Raw genomic sequence first — 17,314 nt, 5'->3', positions numbered from 1 at the left:
GCATTTTGGACTTTGTACTTCGGGCGCGAACATGCGGAAGTCCGTTTGCGCCTTTTCGGCGGGAGGCGCCGCCAGGGCAATATGCACGTCCGTATTCGTGGATTCGTAAAGCGGCCTCCGCCCTGCTGCCCCTTTCCGGTGCAGTTGAACGCGCTTCGAAACTTGCGGTGGGGATAAGCCGAGCTGTGGCGAATTTCGGACTTTCCGAATCTCCTGGTCGATGGTAAATATATGAATAACAATCATAAAGTATAAGGCTGTTATATAACAAGCATAACGCGCCTTATCTCGATTGTTGGCGTGAGCTGGTGTGATTGAATTCCATAAGGGTGTTCAGTTGTTCTGGCTTTTGTCGATTTCTTGAGTTCGGGGCGTCGCCGAAATGGACATGAATTTTACAGTTCAGGACAGTTCAGCTCTTTACGGGCTGTTGGCGGAAAGTTCGTCGGACGTCATCCTCAAGACCGATCTGGGCGGTTGCATCCTCCACGCCTCGCCGGCGCTCGATCAGGTGGGGTTCCGGATGGCGGGAACGCAAACGCCACAAAGCCTTCTCGATCTGGTTGCACCCGAATCGCGGGACGAAGTGCGGCGCGCCTATAGCGATGCGCTGGCCGGCACCGGGCCGGGGCACCGGGTGGAATTTCCGGCCGTTACCACCGACCAGCGGCAGCGCTGGTTCGAGATCCAGACGCGGGCGCTGACGAACGAAAGCGGCGAGCCCTATGGCGCGCTCAGCATCCTGCGCAATGTCGACGAGCGGCGGCGGCTGGAGCAGCAGCTTTTCGCGGCCACGTACACCGATCCGCTGACCAAGCTGACCAACCGCGCCGCCTTCGTCTCGATGCTCGAACATATGGTCGACAAGGGCATGGACGGCTGTCTGGCACTGTTCAGCATCGACTTCTTCCGCACCATTAACATGCAGTACGGCCAGAGCACCGGAGACGACGTGCTGGTGGTCTTCGCCAATCTCCTGCGCGAGATGCTGCGGGCCGAGGATATCATCTCGCGCATCGGCTCGGAGCGTTTCGCCGTGCTGCTGCCGCGCGCCACGCCCGACCAGGCCGAGGCGATCTGCAGCCGCGTGATCGCCACGCTGGCCGAACTGCGCCAGAAAGTGGGCGAAAGCCGCTTTGCCATTACCGCCAGCGCCAGCGTCGCGCGGATCGGGGACAGCCTCGATTCCACGATCGAGCGCGCGGAAATGGCGCTGTTCGTCGCCAAGGCCAAGGGGCGCAACCGGCTGGAGCTGGAAAAAGCGCTGCAGAAGGTGCGGCACTAGGGCCTGAATCCCCACAGGCACCGATGCCTGGGGTCAGGCTCAGTCCGCCTTCGGCCTGGGCGGCAGCGGATAGACGATGAAGTCCGCGTGGCGGTCTATCTCCGGGGCTGGCCCCGCATTCTCCACGGCTTGGTGAAGCTCGGCTATCACCGAAGGCGGGAGGGGCAGGGGATGCTCCGAGGGATGCGTCGCGGCCCGCATCGGATAGTCCTGCCCCGGTGTCGTCGTCATCTCGATATGCGCGCCGAGCAGCGCGCGGATCGGATGGGTCCTGGCGAAGGCCGCCAGCCGCGCGGCGCTCGCCCGGAAATCGCCGAACTTGTCCAGCGACACATAGAGCCTTCCCGGATAGAGCATGTCGCCCGAAAACAGCAGTTGCGTGCGGGCATCATAGACCATGACATGCGCCGGTTCGTGACCGGGCGTGGGGATGATGTCGAGCACGCGCCCGCCGAGATCGAGGTGGCCGGTATCCTGCGGCCAGTCCGCAATGCCGAAGAAGGCCGCGACCTGCTCCGGCGCGAGGCCGACCACATCGGTGTCGGGCCGGTCATGAAATTCACTGTCCCCGGCGTGATGATCGCCATGGCTGTGGGAGTGGGCCACGACGAGCCGGATCGGGCGGCCGCCGTGACGGGCCCGCCATGCGTCGATCAACCGGTCGACAGTGGGACGGATCTTGAGCCCTCCGGCGCCGGTATCGAGCAGGAGCGCGCGGTCCCGTCCGAACAGCAGGTACAGGAACGGGGCTTCGAAATTGGTCTCGACCGATTGGCGGATGACGAAAGTATCGGCATCGATCCTCTGCACTTGCGTCTCGGGCTCGCTTCCGGTCGTTCCGTCGATCCAGTGCGTGAAGTGCGGGGGCTCGGGCGGAGGAGCGGCAGCGGTCAGCAGGAACGCGGCACCGGCCGGCAGCAGCAGGCGGTAAAGAGGAGCGAAGCGGCGGGCGGCGTGAGGGACTGGCTGCATGACGCCAGCCTATGCATTATGCTGCGCTGCGCAAACCCCGCATTTCCTGTTTACGGCACAGCGCGCGTCGAGAGCCCGGTCTATTCGCTCTCATCCGCGGGGAAGAACCGCTGGATCACGTCGCGGGCGATGCGGGCCGGGCGCATGGTCGTGGCGTCGACGCAGCACCAGCTCGACTTGACTTCGGCCAGCACTTCCTCGCCGCGGCGGATCACGGTTTCGTAGAAGGCCCGCGCGCCCTGCACCTTTTCGACGAGGACCGTGGCGATCACGTCGTCTTCCAGAAAGGCGGGCTTGCGGTACGTGATCTCGTGCTTGAGCGCGACCCAGAGGTGCTTGGCGATCGCATCGGACGGGGCCAGCGCGCGCCAGTGGTCGAGCACGGCTTCCTGTACCCATTTCAGGTAGCTGGCATTGTTGACATGACCCATGAAGTCGATGTCGCCGGGATCGATGCCGATCGGAAAGCGGTGGGGAATCGCGTGGTTCACGTATACGTCAATAGCACTTTCGCGGGCCGGGAGATAGCCGCCTGTGCCTGGCAATTTCGCCCGCACCTTGACAAAAGTAACCATATAGGTTATGAGTTTTGCCATCCGCAAACCTCTGCGCAAGGCTAGCGGTGTTTCGGGCCGGCGTTGTGGGCCGGGGCACGATTGCAAGTCGCGGCCGTGCAAACAGCGTCCGGACCGGGGCGGTTCATTTGCGTCTCTGGCAACCCGCCCCCTCCTTTGGACCGGAGGCGGTATCCCGGATACCCATCGACCGGTGCCTGCTGCGAGCCCGCCGCGCCGGTCAGAACCGTTCCGTCAGGGCCGAGCCGGGCTGCCTGCCGCTACCCGGCCATTCGCACGTGACGGCACACCCCCATCGCGCCCTTTGCAACGGGCGCCCCGGCGCCGGCCCGATGTTCCCTTCGTGCTTGCCGTGTCCTTCCCCGGCGTTATTCCGCGCTCGCCTGCGGAGCATGGCGCGTGCCCGTCCTCCGGCAGGATCAGGCCTTGCGCATCGCCTCCACCAGATCGCGAAAGGCCTCGTTGTCGCGCAAGTTGAGGTCGCGCTGGGGGAAGGGGATCTCGATCCCGTGTTCATGAAACAGGTGCCAGAGCGCCTTGAGCACTTCCGAGCGCACGTTGCCGGTGCCTTCCTCGGGATCGGTGATCCAGCAGTGGATGATGAAGTTCACGCTGCTGTCGCCATAGGCATCCAGCCACGCGGTCGGCGGCGGGGTCTTGAGTATGCGCTTTACCGAGCGCGCGGCCTGCAGCATCAGTTCCTCGGCCTTCACGATGTCGGAGGAATAGGCGATTCCCACCGGCACCTGGATGCGCACGTTCTTGCTGGAATAGGACCAGTTCTCCACCTGATTGATCATCAGGTTCTCGTTCGGGATCAGGTATTCCTTCTGGTCGCGCGTGGTCAGCGAGACGGCGCGGATGCCGATGCGGCGGATCTGGCCGAACGTGGAATTGCCCGCCTGATCGGTAATCGCGATCACGTCGCCCGGCTTGATCGACTTGTCCATCAGCAGGATGATGCCCGCGATCAGGTTGCCGAAGGTCTTTTGCAGGCCGAAGCCGATGGCCAGGCCGAAAGCGCCGGAAAACACCGTGAACGCGGTCAGGTCGATCCCGAGAATGTCGATGCCGACCAGAATGGCGATGGCCCAGACGACGAGGCTCGTCATCTTCTCGGCCAGCAGGCGCTGGGTCAGGTCCAGCCGCGTCGCGTTGGCGAGCAGGCGGTGGGCGAGCTTGCTGGCCGTCCAGGCGATGCTGCTCATGATCACCACGACCAGCACGACCACGGTCATGTCCCAGAGCGACACCCGCGTGCTGCCGACCTGTATTGCCAGACTGTCCAGCGTGTTGACGATGCCGCCGATCGTGTCGCTGCGCGCGGCGACGACGTTCTTCAGCCCTTCCGCTCCGGCGACGGGTTGGTCCATTATGGCCTGGGTCACGGCGGGCACCGGGCTGGGGACGAGCACATCAGCATTGGCGGCGGCGCTGGCATCGCCGGTCGGCACGCCGGTGGCGGCCGCAGCGGTGGCGGCAGCGGCGAGCGCCGCGATCACGGGGCGCTCCAGGCGGTAAGGGCCTGCTCGATATCGGCGATCAGGTCTGCCGGGTCCTCCAGGCCGATCGCCAGGCGCACGCCGAAACGGTCTCCTGCTGACACCGGCGCCGGTGCCGATGCTGGTTCCGGCGGCCAGGCCATGCAGCTGCGGTAGGCGGCGGGATCGATCGGCAGTGCGAGGCTTTCGTAGCCGCCCCAGGAAAAACCGATCCCGAACAGGCCGAGCGCATCGACGAAGCGGTTGCGCGCCGCTGCGTCGCCGCCCTTGAACACGAAGCTGAACAATCCGCAGCCGCCAGTGAAATCGCGCTTCCACAGGTCATGCCCCGGCGCGCCGGGCAGCATCGGGCAGAGCACTTGCGCCACTTCTGCGCGCTGCGACAGCCACTGGGCAATGGCCAGCGCGCTGTCCGTTTCCTGCTTCAGGCGCAGATGCAGCGTGCGCAGGCCGCGCAGCGCGAGCGCGGCATCGTCGGGCGAGACCACGGTGCCGAGCTGCTGGGCGCGCGCGCGCAGCCGGGCGTAAAGCTCCGGCCCGGCGCTGGCGCTGCCCATCATCAGGTCCGAATGGCCGCCGACATGCTTGGTCAGCGCCATCAGGGTAATGTCGATGCCCTTTTCCAGCGCCTGAAAGCCGAGCGGGCTGGCCCAGGTGTTGTCGAGCACCGAGATAGCGCCTTTGGCGCGGGCGATGCGGGCCAGTTCGGGCAAGTCGCAGACTTCCATCGACAGGCTGCCCGGCGCCTCCAGCAGCACCGCGCGGGTGCGTTCGCAGAACGCGGCTTCGTAGGCGGGAATGTCGAGCGGGTCGAAGAAACGCGGCTCGATGCCGAAGTCATGGAGCAGGCCCTTGCCCATGGCGCGACTGGGGTCATAGGCATTGTCGCTGATGAGCAGCACGTCGCCGGGGCGCAGCACGGTGAGCAGCACGCCCGCGATCGCCGCGACGCCCGAGGGATAGAGCACGGTTCCCGCCGCGCCCGGCTCGATCTGGGTCAGCGCCTCGCTCAGCGCCCATTGCGTCGGCGCGCCGCGGCGGCCGTAGAAAAAGCGGCCGTCTTCATTGTGGCGCGGCCCTTCGGCCAGCGCGGCGGTGCTTTCGTAGAGGTGCGTGCTGGCGCGCCAGACCGGGGGATTGACGACGGGGCCGGTCCATTCCTGGCGCCGTCCGGCTCCGACGATCCTGGTGCCGGGGGCCGCATCTTCCAAATTGCTCGTATCGCTCAAGGTCTTCTCCGCTGTCGAGCGGGAAGCCTAGCCCGCCGCGCGGGCAGGGTCGAGGCCGAAGAGCACCGTGCGGCGCGCGGATTCGATTTCGCGGGAGGCAAGGCCGGTGAAGGAACGCGGGCCGGTGTCGATACGCAGCGGCGCCAGCGCCGGGCCGCCTCCGGCAAGGCCCACGGTGAAGACTAAGCCGAGTTCGAGGCGCGGCAGCGCCGGGCCGTCCTCGCCCAGCAGGGCCAGCCGCACCAGCGGCACCATGAACGAAGCGCCGCCCCGCTGCACCGGGCGCACTGAGGCGAGCGGCACTTGCAGTTCGCCTTTCACATCGAGCACTTGCCCCGGCACCATCGCGGGAAAGGCCTGCACCATGTCCAGCGCCTCGACCGGCGGGGCAAGCTGCAGGGCCTGCGGCAGCGAGCCATGGGCCGAGATCATGCCGGCCATGAGCTTGCCCGGCGGGATTTCGGTCTTCGCGGTCAGGACCAGCCGGAACTGCAGCGTGGCATATACGAGCGAGAGCCGCATGGCTGTGGGTTCGAACAGCAGATCCCCGCCCGCACGCGGCCGTTCAGGCGCGGGCGCCGGGCGGAGTGCGGGCGAGGGGCGCGGCGCAGGCGGCGCGGCAAGGGGTTCCGGAGCCTCGGATTCCTCCTGCCGGGACCGGCGTCGCCAGAGGAGAAGGGCCGCTGCCAGCATGGCAAGCCCGGCGGGAAGCATCCACCACCACGCGGGCCATGAGCCGTCCGGCGCGGGGGAGGTGGGAACGGTCCGGGAGGCCGGTTCCGTCACGGCAGGCGCGGGTTCCGGCTGGGGCGTTCCAGCGGGCGCTGCGGTGGAAGGTTCGCTGGCCGGGGCAGGTGCCGGGCGAGCAGGAGATGGAGCAGGGCCGGAGCGGGGGGCGGCCTGCGGCGCCGCGCGGACCGGGGGCGGCGTGATGACGGGCGCCGGTGCGGGCGATGCCGAAACGGTGGGCTCGGGCGCCGCGGTTTCGGGGGCGCTGGTTTCGGAAGCTGCCGGGCGGACCACCGGGTTCTGCGCATCGACCGGCCCCTGTGCTGCCGGATGTGCAGTCGGGGCCGCGTTGCTGGCCTCGGGGGCGGGCAGGCTCCAGCCGCCCAGCGATTGCGCGCGGACGGGCGCGGCGGCGAGCGCCGGGAAAAGTGCCGTGGCCGCAAGCGTGGCTGCCAGGAATGCCGATATGCCCCTCATGACCGGGCGATCAGAGGCGCTCCGGCGCTGAACCGCGTGTTAATGCGCTTCGCCCGCGCGGCCAGCCGTGGCGCGGGGCAGGCGAACCGGACGCACTTGCCGCTTGTCAGGGCGCGGCGTTGGCGGCATGGCCGGGGCATGAGCGATACACCCCTTTCCCCCCTGCACCTTGGCCAGAGCAGCGCCTTGCCGGCCTCGCCCGAAGAGGCGGTGCTCGATTACGTGCCCAATCCGCGCGTGGGCAATCTCTATCTCGTGCGCTTCGCGGCGCCCGAGTTCACCTCGCTGTGCCCTGTCACCGGCCAGCCCGATTTCGCGCATCTGGTGATCGACTATGCGCCGCAGATGAGCATCGTCGAATCGAAGAGCCTCAAGCTGTTCCTGGGATCGTTCCGCAACCATGCGGGCTTCCACGAGGATGTGACGGTCGGCATCGGCCAGCGCCTGTTCGACGAGATGAAGCCGCGCTGGCTGCGCATCGGCGGCTACTGGTATCCGCGCGGCGGCATTCCGATCGACGTGTTCTGGCAGTCCGGCGCGGCGCCCGAGGGCCTGTGGGTGCCCGATCAGGGCGTACCGGGCTACCGCGGCAGGGGCTGAATAACGGGGCTGACCAGAGCCCGTTCAGTTCGCCGCAGAGGCGAGCCGCATGTCGTTGATGCGGTTGAGGTCCACGGTGCCCTTGCTGAACGCGGCGAGCTGGCGGCTGGAAAGGCACTGCGCATAGACCGTCGGCGCATCGGCGCGCATGGCCGCTTCGCTGTCTAGCGCCTCGTCCATTTCCGCCGTGCATTCCGCGCGGGTGGCATAAGTGTGGACGGGCATGTCGAGGCGGCGGCACGCGGTCGCATCGTCCGAACATCCGAACAGGGCAAGGGCGAACAGAACTGCGCTCATCCAGAAAACTCCTTCCTTGCCAGGGATAACGGCCGGGGTGGCTCTATCTATCCCGAGATCGGGACGTGATTCTTTGATCCAGATCGTCCCGGCAGGCGATATTTGCCATTTAGCGGACCGGAAGCCGGGACGATGTGGCATTCCCCACTGGAACCGTGTGAAGCCTTGCGCGTATTAGGGCGGCCATGGATCAAACCAAAGCCAAGCTCATCATCCGCCAGGCCACTGTCGAAGACGCCCCGGCGATCGCCCGCCTCTCGGTCAAAGTCTATGGCAAGGCCGATGCCTTCACCCGCGCGGAGATCCGGGGGCAGGTGATCAATTTTCCCGAAGGCCAGTTCGTCGCCGAATACGAAGGCAAGGTTGTCGGCCACTGCGCGACGATGATCATTACCGCCGATCTCGCCTTCAAGCCGCATACCTGGGAAGAGATCAGCAACGGCGGCTATGGCCGTCCGCCCGCCGAGGATGGCGACGTGCTCTATGGCTTCGAAGTCTGCGTCGATCCCGATTACCGCCGCCTGCGCATCGGCCAGCGCCTCTACCGCAAGCGCAAGGAGCTGTGCCAGTATTTCGAGCTGAAGGGCATTGCCTTTGCCGGCCGTATGCCCGGCTATTACCGCCGCAAGCGGACCTATCCCAATCCCGCCGATTACCTGCAGGCGGTGAAGGACAAGAAGCTGCGCGACCAGGTCATCAATTTCCAGATGAGCCAGGGCTATGAGGCGCGCGGCATCCTTCCCGACTACCTGCCGAACGACAAGGAAAGCGGCGGCAATGCCGTCATCATGTACTGGACCAATCCGCTGGCCCCGCGCGATACCGGCAAGGCCATTCCCGGACTGAAGGAGCGCGTGCCGTCCAACGTGCGGGTTGCCACCGTGCAGTTCATGATGCGCAAGATCGAGACGATCGACCAGTTCGAGGAGCAGGTCGAATACTGGGTCGATGTCGCGGCCGATTACGAGAGCGACTTCGTGGTGTTTCCCGAGCTGTTCACGCTGGAGCTGCTTTCGATCGAGGCGAAGAAGCTGGAACCGGCCAAGGCTATCGAGAAGATCGCGGAATATACCGATCGCTTCGTCGAATTCATGCAGAAGATGGCGGTCAGCTACAACATCAATATCATCGGCGGCTCGCACCCGACGCGCGTGAAGCTGGGGCACGGCAAGAGCGAGATTCGCAACATCGCCTATACCTTCCTGCGCGACGGGGCGGTGCACGAGACGCAGAAGCTGCATCCCACGCCGTCCGAGCGCCGCTGGTGGAACATCAGGGGCGGCTATGGCGCGAATGTGATCCCCACCGATTGCGGCCCGATCGGCGTGATGATCTGCTATGACAGCGAGTTTCCGGAATTGGCCCGCCACCTGGTCAATCAGGGGGCGCTGCTGATGTTCGTGCCGTTCTGCACCGACGAGCGGCGCGGTTATCTGCGGGTTCGCTACTGCTGCCAGGCGCGAGCCGTGGAAAATCAGTGCTATGTCGTCACATCGGGGGTTGTCGGGAACCTGCCGAACGTGGAGAACATGGACGTCCACTATGCCGAAAGCGCGATCCTCACGCCTTCGGATTTCCCGTTCTCGCGCGACGGTGTCGCGGCCGACACGGCGCCCAACACGGAAACCATCGCTATCGCCGACCTCAGCCTCGACGCCTTGCTGACCGCGCGCCAGACGGGCGCGGTGCAGAACCTCAAGGACCGCCGCTTCGACCTCTACCGCGTCGAATGGACGCAGGCGCAGGGCTGAGCCAAGTGTTGAATATGGCTCTGTCCCGCTCCCTTCCGCTCCATTCTGCTTCGTCATTGCGAGCCAAAGGCGAAGCAATCCAGGGCGGCGCAAACCGCCCCTGGATTGCCGCGCGGCCTCTGGCCGCTCGCAATGACGAAGGTGGTGGGATGCGGACAATGAAATCCGGCACAGGGAAATCCGGCACAGGGAAATCCAGCATAGGCGTGCGCGCCCGATGACCCTGCTTCCCGATCTTCACGCCGCCAGCGCCATCCTGATCGCGCTGGCCATGTTCTATGGCTTCATGAACGGCCGCCTGCGGGTCGAGATCGTTTCGCTGCTGACCATCGCCGCGATTGCGCTGCTGCTCTACGTCATGCCGATGCCGGGGCAGGACAAGTACGCCGGGCTCCAGCTCGCCTTCGAGGGGTTCGGGCATTACGCGCTCGTCACCATCTGCTCGCTGATGATCCTCGGGCGCGGCATGGTCGTGACCGGCGCGCTCGACCCGGCGGCGCGCCTGCTGGCGCAGATGTGGCGCCATAACAAGACCATCGCGATGCTGGTGACGCTGGTCGTGTGCTTGCTGCTCAGCATGGTCATCAACGATACGCCGGTGCTGGTGCTGATGATCCCGATCCTGGTGCAGATGGCCGCGCAGGACGGAATGCCAGCCTCGAAGACGCTGATCCCGGTGAACGCGGCGATCCTGATCGGCGGCATGTCGACCACGATCGGCACTTCGACCAACCTGCTGGTGGTCTCGATCGCCAAGGATCTCGGGATGCGGCAGTTCCATGTCTTCGAGTTCACGCCGATCGTGCTGATCGCGCTCCTGCCGGCATTGCCCTATATGTGGCTGGTCATGCCGCGCCTGCTGCCCGACAATACGCGGGCAGTGGCCTCGCAGAGCCGCCGGTTCCTGGCCAAGCTGCGCATTGCCGCGGATTCGCCGATGCGCGGCAAGACCATCGAGGAAGCGCGCGGCCGGCTGCCCGAAGGCGTCGAGGCCTGGCTGCCGCCTTCGACCGGCGGCCACGTCCATCGCCGGGTGCTTGCGACTGGCACCTTCGAAGGGTTGCAGGAGGCCGCGCGCAAGCTGTCGGGGACATTGGCGCCGCACTGGCTGGTCGAGAAGATCCGCAGCGAATCCGGGCGCTCGGGCAAGGACCTGATGGTCGCCGAGATGATCGTCGCGCCCGACAGCCGGCTGATCGGCCTGACGCCCAAGACCGCAGGTTTCGAAGGCGTCGCCATGCTCGGCGTCCATCATGTCCGCCAGCCGCTGCGCGATACCCGGCAGCACACGCCCGATGCGCCGATGAAGGAAGGCGACGTGCTGCTCGTGATGGGTATGCCGGAGGACCTGCAGCGCTTCCGCGAGGCGGACGGGCTGCTGCAACTGGAAGGCGGCCAGGAAATCGCGCGCTCTGGCAAGGCGCCGGTGGCGCTGGCGATCATGCTGGGATCGGTGGGGCTGGCCTCGCTGGGCCTGGTGCCGATCGCGATTTCGGCGCTGGCAGGCGCCATCCTGATGTTCGCGACCGGCTGCGTGCGCTTCGAGCGGGCAGGGCGGGCGCTCTCGGGGCAAGTCATCGTGCTGGTCGCCGCCTCGATCGCGCTGGGCAAGTTCATGCTGGTCTCCGGCGCGGCGGCCTGGCTGGGAGGCATCATGGCGGCTTTCCTGCAATACCTGCCGCCGGCAGGCGTGCTTGCCGCGATTATGATCTTCGTGACGACGCTCACCAATTTCGCGTCCAATTCCGCGGCGGCGGCAGTGGGCACGCCGATCGCCTTCAACATCGCGGCCAAGCTCGGCCTGCCTGCGGAGCCGCTGGTGCTGGCGGTGCTGTTCGGCTGCAACTTGTGCTACGCGACGCCGGTCGCCTACCAGACCAACATGATGATCCTGGCCGAAGGCGACTACAAGTTCGCCGACTACTTGCGCTCGGGCATCCCGCTGGTGGCGATCATGGTCGCGACGCTCTCGGCCTCGCTGGTGTTCTGGTACGGGATCTAGGCTGCTGGGAGCGAAGTTTGCCTCATAATTCGTCGCCCCCGCGAAGGCGGGGGCCCCGCTGCTCTGCCTCAGGCCATGCCGCCAGAAGCGGGATCCCAGCCTTCGCGGGGATGACGGGGAATTGGGATGCTAACTTCTGCTTCGGGTGACTAGGCGGCGGGAATGGATTTCGCGATGGTGGCGGTTCGCCGCATCGCGCTATAGAGCGGCATGGATACCACCCTTACCGTATGCGACGCGCCGACCGATGCCATTCGGGATGCGATCCTGGCCCCCCTCTCGCAGTTCAACGCCGAGAACGGCTATCCGGCCGATCCCCGGCCCGTGGCGATTACCGTCACCGACAAGGACGGTGCGATCATCGGTGGCCTGTGGGGAAAGACCGTCTATGACTGGCTGTTCGTCGAATATCTGGTCGTCCCGGCGGCCTTGCGGGGGCGCGACCTCGGCTCGGAGCTGCTGCTCCGTGCGGAGAAGATCGCGCTCGACCGGGGATGTGTGGGGTCGTGGCTGACGACGTTTACGTTTCAGGCGCGGGGTTTCTACGAAAAGCGGGGGTACGAGGTGTTCGGGGCGCTCGAAAACGCACCGCGCGACAATGTGCGGATCTTTCTGCGAAAACGTCTGCGGCCCTGACGCCCGCCTACTTCGCCCCGACCGTGAGCAGCTGTTCGCGCAGCTCTTCCGCCGGGGGCAGGCCGAGTTCGGACAAGTCGGCGATGCCGGCGATGGCATCCTCGCCGAAGCAGTTCGCCAGTTCGATCACCTTGGCCTTCACGTGCTTGCCGGTCGCGAGCGAGAAGAACGCGCGCACGGTCGGCAGGGCCGGTTCCGACGGGTCCTGATCGATCACCATGGCAATGCGGTCCGACCGCAGGCGCACGAACGAGCCGACCGGATAGACGCCGAGCGCTTCCTGGAACCGGGCGAGCACTTCGCCGTCGAACATGCCTTCGCGGCCCATCATCAGGCGCATGGCTTCGGCCGGGTCCATGGTGCCGCCGGTGGCGGCGCCCGAGACCAGCAGGTCGTAGCGGTCGCACACGGCCGCCATGCGCGAGATCAGGTCGATCTCGCGGTCGGCAAGGCCTTGCGGGAAGCCGGTGCCGTCCATCTGCTCGTGATGGCGCGCCACGGCCTGGAGGACTTCCTCGGGCACTTCCCCGTCGGCCGCCAGCAGATCGCGTCCGACATAGCAGTGGCGGTGCCACAGGTCCTCGTCGATGTCCTGCAGGCCGCCTGACAGGGCGGTGGGGTCAATGTCGAGACGGCTCACGCCGACATCGAGCAGCAGCCCGGCCATGCCCGCCGTGCGCGTCTCCTGCGGGGATAGCCCCAGTTGCCGGGCCAGCGACACCATCAGCGCGCTGACCGAGAGCATGTGCTGGTAGATCGCCTCCATTTCCGACTTGCAGCGCATCAGCCCGGAAAAGGCGTAAGGGTTGCGCTCGATCGAGGCATAGATGTCCTCGACCACGGGCGTGACTTCGGCCACGCGCGGCGCCTTGCCCAGCCGGGCCTCGATGAAGACCTTGGAGATGACCTTGCGGGCCTGTCCGGCGACGCGGCGCGCATTCCCGAATTCACGCGCCACGCCCACGCTGGCGGTACGGGGAATGGGCGCGCGGATCGGGGCCGGGGCGGCGGGCTGCGGGGCTGCGGCGGCCATGCGCTGGTTGCGGGCTTTCAGCGCCGGATGCAGCGCGGGACCGCGCTGCGAAGGCGCCTCGTCCTGGCGGGGCAGGTCGGCTCCGCGATCGGTGTCGATCACCACGCCGTCGAGCGCGGCCTGGCGCACGGCTTCCAGTCGATCCTCGTCCTCGATCAGGAAGCGGGCTTTCCAGAAGGGGTGGTTCAGCCAGCTTCCCTGAAAGCTGTGAACGAACATGCCCATTTCGACCTGAGACGTGGAAATCTGTTTAAGTGCCATGCGACCGCCAAGGTTTTGTCAGGTCTCTGGCGATACGGCTTGGCTGCTAAATGGAGTCGGTACGGCTTTGGCAAACGGCGCGTTAACGAAGCGTACAATTACGTAAACGGCTTGTGAACCCGGGGCATGGGCCGTGCGGCGGCGAAGCGGCGCGAAGCCGCCGGGCAGCTCGCCCGGACGCTATCCATTCCGGCTTGATGGCAACCGGCTTCACCGGCTACGCGGAGCATTCCTTCCCCTCCCCGGAAAATACAGGACTTTACTATGATTGCTCTAGAGCAGGCCCGCATTCTCATTGCCGCCACCCGCACCAGGGGGCGCGAGATGGGGCTCAATCCGCTGACCGTCGTCGTGCTCGATGCAGGCGGCCACCTCGTGGCGATGGAGCGCGAGGATGGATCGGGATATGGCCGTCCCGACATTGCCGGAGGGAAGGCCGCAGGGGCCCTGGCGATGGGCGTGTCGAGCCGCAAGCTTGGCGACATGGCGGCGGACCGCCCGCAGTTCATGGCCGCGCTTTCGGCGGCCTGGAGCGGCAAGCTGATCCCGGCGGCGGGCGGCGTGCTGATCCGCGATTCGGCCGGTACGCTGCTCGGCGCCGTCGGTGTCAGCGGTGACTTGTCCGACAAGGACGAGGAGGCTGCATTCGCCGGGATTTCGGCTGCGGGGCTGGTGGCTGGCTGAGCGGCTGGCGACCCGCGGGGGAAGATACCGTGCCGGTGCCCCGCCCGGTGAAACAGGAAAACCGATGGACCGGGCCGCTCGCCGAGAGCGGCCCGGTCTTTTACTCCTGCGGATTTCCGGCCGCTTGCGCTGCGGCCTGCTCGGCCGCGGCCTTTTCTTCCGCGGCCTTGGCGGCCTGGGCCGCCGCGAGCTGGGATGGGCTGCGGGCATAGACGCCGATCGTCGCGACCGGCGCGGGCGCCGGTGCCAGATCGCCGCGTTCGCTTTCCTCCGGCTTGTCCTGCGGCGGCGCGATGACCTGCGATTCGATCCCTGCATCCGAAAGCAGCTTGGTCAGACCGGCCGCGTCGGCCGGGTCGGCGCCGGAGATCGTGACTTTGCTGATGCCCCAGCGGGCGAGCGCCCATAGCGCCAGATCGCTGCGAATGGCGTCGGGCGGCGGCGGGGCGACGGCCTCACCCTCGGCGGGCGTGGCCTTTGCGAGGAGCACGGTCAGGCTGGGCTGGGGTGGCGGGACGAGGCGCACGGTCCAGCCGGTCACGCCCTTGCTGGCCTGGCTTTCGACCGTGCGATAGTCGCTCAGCGTCCAGCCGGGAGCCGGCACCGGATCGACATAGACCATCCGCTGGGCACGGTCGGTCCACAGCGAGCGGGTCGGCAGGCCCACTGCCTCGCGGATCGTCTTGAACGGCGGCACGTCGGCGGCGATGCCGGCCGTGGTGCGCTCCATCGCGGCGTCCACCATGGCGCGTGTCTGGGCCTGCACGTCGGCGGCGAGCACTTGCTGGAGATTGACGGCGACGTCTTCGCCGAGCTTCTGCCGGATCAGCGTTTCCGCCTGCTTGGCGGCATTGGTCGAATAGCTGGGCGCGATGACCAGGGCATCGATCGTGGGCAGGCTGAACACGCCGGTCTTCACGTCGAGCTGGGCGATGGTGACGCCTTTCTTGCCGCAGGCTTCCACGATCGCGCTGCGCGCGGCTGCGCGGATGCGCGCTTCGTTGGACAGCTTCATCAGCGTCATCGACAGCGGGGTGGCCAGCGCCAGGAACGCGGCGATCAGGATCGCGACATAGCGCGGCGTCCATTCCACCTTGCCGAGCGGGCGGGCCGCGCCGGACAGCCGGGCGACGAGGGCGAAGGCGAACGTGATCGCAGCCAGGTTGGTGAGGAACAGCAGCAGTGCGCCCATCGCGAACATCGGCTGGAACACGCCGATGCCATAGCCGATCACCGTGAGCGGGGGCATCAGCGCCGTGGCGATGGCCACGCCGATGGCGGTGCCGCCCTTGCCGATCACGGTCGAATAGCCGCCCGCAAGGCCCGAGAACAGCGCGATGGCGAGGTCGAGCAGGTTGGGCTCGGTGCGCGCGAGGATTTCGGGCGTGGCATTGCGGATCGGCGAAAGCCAGGTCAGCAGCATCCCCGTGACAATGCCGATCAGCGCGCCGATCGCGACGACTTTCACGGCATCGCGGATGCGGTGGCCGTCGAGCGAGGCAAAGCCGAAGCCCATCGCCGCGATCGGGCTCATCAGCGGCGAGACGAGCATCGCGCCGATGACGACGGCGGTGGACGATTGCAGCAGGCCCAGCGTCGCGATCCCGGCGGCCAGCGCGCACATCAGGATATAGCCGTTGGTGAGCTGCCCGTCCTTGCGCACGGTCTGGCGCAAGTCATAGGCCTGATCCGGCGTCAGCTCGGGCAGCAGGACGGCATGGGCGAAGCGGATGCGCAGCAGGTGGAAGAAGGCCTCGGTCCGCCGCACCCAGTGCGGCCGGCGATGCCACAGCGCATCGATCCGGGCCGCCAGATTGGGCAGCGGCGCCGGTGCTTCCGCGCTATCGCTTGCGATGCTCTCTTCGCCGGGAGCCGGGGGGACGGGCGCCTCGCTCACCGGTCCAGCTCCAGTTCCGGGGCAAAGCGGTCTTTCATGCGGCGGATCAGCCAGCCGATCGAGCCGCCCTGGACCACCACCGCGAAGATCACCACGATATACGTCGCCACCAGCAGCTCGGTGCGGATGTTGGATGTGGGCAGGCCGAGCGCGAGCGCCACGGAAATGCCGCCGCGCAGACCGCCCCATACCAGCGTCGGAAAGGCCATCGGCCCCATGTTGATGATCCGCGTCATCGCCATGAGCGGCACGCCGACCGAGATCATCCGCGCGGCCAGCACGATCAGGATCCCGCCCGCGCCCGCCGCGATGTAGCTGGGCTTGAATTCCAGTGCGATGACTTCGAGGCCGATCAGCAGGAACAGCACGGCGTTGAGGATTTCGTCGATCAGGGCCCAGAACTTGATGACGTGATCGCGCGTGACGTCGCTCATGGCATGGGCCACGCCGGCATTGCCGATGATGAGCCCGGCCACCGCCATGGCGACAGGGCCGCTGACATGCAGCGCCATCGCCAGACTGTAGCCGCCCATCACGACGGCAAGAGTGATCATGACCTCGATGATGTATTCGTCGATCGACTTCATCGCCACGAAGCCGATCCAGCCCACGGCCAGCCCCAGCGCGGCGCCGCCCAGCGCCTCGCGCAGGAAATGGCTGACCGCGAAGGACCAGCTGAAGGTTTCGGTGCCGGTGGCGACGGCGACGAGAATGGTGAAGACGACAACGCCGATGCCGTCGTTGAACAGACTTTCACCCGCGACTGTGGCCTGCAGCGTGTCCGGCATGGCTGCGCGCTTCATCACCGCCATGACCGAGACCGGATCGGTGGGGCTGATCAGGGCGCCGAACACGAGGCACCAGATCAGCGGTATCTCGACCCCGAGTGCCAGGGTCAGGGCCTGGAACGCGAAGCCGACGATCGCGGTGGAAAGCATCACGCCCACGGTGCTGAACACCAGAATCGGCCAGCGCCCCTTGCGCATGGCGGTCCAGCTTACGTGCATGGCGCCTGCGAACAGCAGGAACGAGAGCATTCCCTCCGTCAGCGTCGTCGAGAAATCGACATCGGCCAGGAAACCGCCCAATTGCTCGGCCAGCGTGCTGGAAGGGATCAGCCGGTCGATGGCCACGACCAGCAGCGAGGCGAGCGTGCCCATGACCGTGAGGCCCACCGTGGATGGCAATCCGAGCACGCGGTAGTTGAGATAGCCAAGAGCGGCGGCCAGCACGATGAGGATGGCGGCGGCGTCGAACGCTGTCAGGTCATGCATGACCTGATGTTTAGCGTCACTGCCGTGGATTTCCTAGCTTTTCCCGCACCGCAGTTTTTGCGCGTCAGGTGCCGGACCTGAAGCGGAGGCGCGCCGCAGGCTTCGCGGTC

General features: G+C 66.5%; 15 protein-coding genes. 6 read left to right on the top strand and 9 right to left on the bottom strand.

Annotation, left to right across the window (positions count from 1 at the left end; all coding sequences use genetic code 11):
• Positions 1 to 388: 388 nt before the first annotated feature.
• Positions 389 to 1,285, top strand: a complete 897-nt coding sequence (locus NN5_RS06775) for a GGDEF domain-containing protein (RefSeq protein WP_245656297.1) — start codon at positions 389 to 391, stop codon at positions 1,283 to 1,285.
• A 39-nt stretch (positions 1,286 to 1,324) separates the two neighbouring features.
• Here NN5_RS06775 and NN5_RS06770 read toward each other — a convergent pair whose 3' ends face one another.
• The 5 genes from NN5_RS06770 to NN5_RS06750 all read right to left on the bottom strand — a co-directional run bounded on the left by NN5_RS06770 (position 1,325) and on the right by NN5_RS06750 (position 6,769).
• Positions 1,325 to 2,257 carry an MBL fold metallo-hydrolase gene (locus tag NN5_RS06770; RefSeq protein WP_067733246.1) on the bottom strand — a complete coding sequence of 311 codons (933 nt, stop codon included), beginning with the start codon at positions 2,255 to 2,257 and terminating at the stop codon, positions 1,325 to 1,327.
• Between the two features lie 80 nt (positions 2,258 to 2,337).
• Positions 2,338 to 2,748: an acyl-CoA thioesterase gene (locus tag NN5_RS06765; RefSeq protein ID WP_157081044.1), complete on the bottom strand. Its 411-nt coding sequence runs from the start codon at positions 2,746 to 2,748 to the stop codon at positions 2,338 to 2,340.
• A gap of 503 nt (positions 2,749 to 3,251) precedes the next feature.
• Positions 3,252 to 4,334, bottom strand: coding sequence for a mechanosensitive ion channel family protein (locus tag NN5_RS06760; RefSeq protein ID WP_245656295.1), 1,083 nt, complete (start codon positions 4,332 to 4,334; stop codon positions 3,252 to 3,254).
• Positions 4,331 to 5,563 (bottom strand): cystathionine beta-lyase, encoded by a 1,233-nt coding sequence (gene metC, locus NN5_RS06755; RefSeq protein WP_067733244.1) that lies wholly within the window; start codon positions 5,561 to 5,563, stop codon positions 4,331 to 4,333. Before metC ends, NN5_RS06760 begins: the two co-directional genes overlap by 4 nt.
• Positions 5,564 to 5,590: 27 nt before the next feature.
• Positions 5,591 to 6,769: a hypothetical protein gene (locus NN5_RS06750; RefSeq protein WP_067733243.1), complete on the bottom strand. Its 1,179-nt coding sequence runs from the start codon at positions 6,767 to 6,769 to the stop codon at positions 5,591 to 5,593.
• Between the two features lie 138 nt (positions 6,770 to 6,907).
• Between NN5_RS06750 and queF the strand changes: the two genes are divergently transcribed.
• Positions 6,908 to 7,369, top strand: a complete 462-nt coding sequence (gene queF / locus NN5_RS06745; protein ID WP_067733277.1) for a preQ(1) synthase — start codon at positions 6,908 to 6,910, stop codon at positions 7,367 to 7,369.
• A gap of 24 nt (positions 7,370 to 7,393) precedes the next feature.
• Here queF and NN5_RS06740 read toward each other — a convergent pair whose 3' ends face one another.
• Positions 7,394 to 7,666, bottom strand: a complete 273-nt coding sequence (locus tag NN5_RS06740; protein ID WP_067733241.1) for a hypothetical protein — start codon at positions 7,664 to 7,666, stop codon at positions 7,394 to 7,396.
• A 185-nt stretch (positions 7,667 to 7,851) separates the two neighbouring features.
• Here NN5_RS06740 and NN5_RS06735 point away from each other — a divergent pair, with 185 nt between their 5' ends.
• The 3 genes from NN5_RS06735 to NN5_RS06725 all read left to right on the top strand — a co-directional run bounded on the left by NN5_RS06735 (position 7,852) and on the right by NN5_RS06725 (position 12,055).
• Entirely contained in the window at positions 7,852 to 9,417 is a 1,566-nt protein-coding gene (locus tag NN5_RS06735) for a carbon-nitrogen hydrolase family protein (RefSeq protein ID WP_067733239.1), read from the top strand.
• A gap of 217 nt (positions 9,418 to 9,634) precedes the next feature.
• Positions 9,635 to 11,419: an SLC13 family permease gene (locus NN5_RS06730; RefSeq protein ID WP_067733237.1), complete on the top strand. Its 1,785-nt coding sequence runs from the start codon at positions 9,635 to 9,637 to the stop codon at positions 11,417 to 11,419.
• A gap of 210 nt (positions 11,420 to 11,629) precedes the next feature.
• A complete protein-coding gene (locus NN5_RS06725) occupies positions 11,630 to 12,055 on the top strand; it encodes a GNAT family N-acetyltransferase (RefSeq protein ID WP_067733235.1) in 426 nt (141 codons plus the stop codon).
• A 7-nt stretch (positions 12,056 to 12,062) separates the two neighbouring features.
• Here the strand turns inward: NN5_RS06725 and NN5_RS06720 are convergent, their stop codons facing one another.
• Complete coding sequence (locus tag NN5_RS06720; RefSeq protein ID WP_067733233.1) at positions 12,063 to 13,349, bottom strand: HD-GYP domain-containing protein; 1,287 nt, start codon at positions 13,347 to 13,349, stop codon at positions 12,063 to 12,065.
• A 264-nt stretch (positions 13,350 to 13,613) separates the two neighbouring features.
• On the opposite strand from NN5_RS06720, the gene NN5_RS06715 reads away from it, so the two are divergent.
• Positions 13,614 to 14,033, top strand: coding sequence for a GlcG/HbpS family heme-binding protein (locus NN5_RS06715; RefSeq protein ID WP_067733231.1), 420 nt, complete (start codon positions 13,614 to 13,616; stop codon positions 14,031 to 14,033).
• Between the two features lie 100 nt (positions 14,034 to 14,133).
• Here the strand turns inward: NN5_RS06715 and NN5_RS06710 are convergent, their stop codons facing one another.
• Entirely contained in the window at positions 14,134 to 15,930 is a 1,797-nt protein-coding gene (locus NN5_RS06710) for a DUF389 domain-containing protein (protein ID WP_067733229.1), read from the bottom strand.
• Positions 15,927 to 17,204: a cation:proton antiporter gene (locus NN5_RS06705; RefSeq protein ID WP_067733227.1), complete on the bottom strand. Its 1,278-nt coding sequence runs from the start codon at positions 17,202 to 17,204 to the stop codon at positions 15,927 to 15,929. The genes NN5_RS06710 and NN5_RS06705 overlap by 4 nt, the downstream gene beginning before the upstream one ends.
• Between the last annotated feature and the right edge of the window lie 110 nt (positions 17,205 to 17,314).

It is taken from the genome of Novosphingobium naphthalenivorans NBRC 102051, from assembly GCF_001590985.1.
In the GTDB taxonomy this organism is placed as follows: domain Bacteria; phylum Pseudomonadota; class Alphaproteobacteria; order Sphingomonadales; family Sphingomonadaceae; genus Novosphingobium; species Novosphingobium naphthalenivorans.
Note: the sequence above shows the minus strand (reverse complement) of the source record. Positions and strands in the feature narration are given on the sequence as shown.

Excerpts from the sequence above, each read along its gene's own strand:
- NN5_RS06715 (WP_067733231.1), top strand. The coding sequence starts at position 13,614 with ATGATTGCTCTAGAGCAGGCCCGCATTCTCATTGCCGCCACCCGCACC.
- NN5_RS06705 (WP_067733227.1), bottom strand. The coding sequence starts at position 17,204 with ATGCATGACCTGACAGCGTTCGACGCCGCCGCCATCCTCATCGTGCTG.
- NN5_RS06750 (WP_067733243.1), bottom strand. The coding sequence starts at position 6,769 with ATGAGGGGCATATCGGCATTCCTGGCAGCCACGCTTGCGGCCACGGCA.
- NN5_RS06775 (WP_245656297.1), top strand. The coding sequence starts at position 389 with ATGAATTTTACAGTTCAGGACAGTTCAGCTCTTTACGGGCTGTTGGCG.
- NN5_RS06725 (WP_067733235.1), top strand. The coding sequence starts at position 11,630 with ATGGATACCACCCTTACCGTATGCGACGCGCCGACCGATGCCATTCGG.
- NN5_RS06720 (WP_067733233.1), bottom strand. The coding sequence starts at position 13,349 with ATGGCACTTAAACAGATTTCCACGTCTCAGGTCGAAATGGGCATGTTC.
- NN5_RS06740 (WP_067733241.1), bottom strand. The coding sequence starts at position 7,666 with ATGAGCGCAGTTCTGTTCGCCCTTGCCCTGTTCGGATGTTCGGACGAT.
- NN5_RS06730 (WP_067733237.1), top strand. The coding sequence starts at position 9,635 with ATGACCCTGCTTCCCGATCTTCACGCCGCCAGCGCCATCCTGATCGCG.
- NN5_RS06770 (WP_067733246.1), bottom strand. The coding sequence starts at position 2,257 with ATGCAGCCAGTCCCTCACGCCGCCCGCCGCTTCGCTCCTCTTTACCGC.
- queF (WP_067733277.1), top strand. The coding sequence starts at position 6,908 with ATGAGCGATACACCCCTTTCCCCCCTGCACCTTGGCCAGAGCAGCGCC.
- NN5_RS06735 (WP_067733239.1), top strand. The coding sequence starts at position 7,852 with ATGGATCAAACCAAAGCCAAGCTCATCATCCGCCAGGCCACTGTCGAA.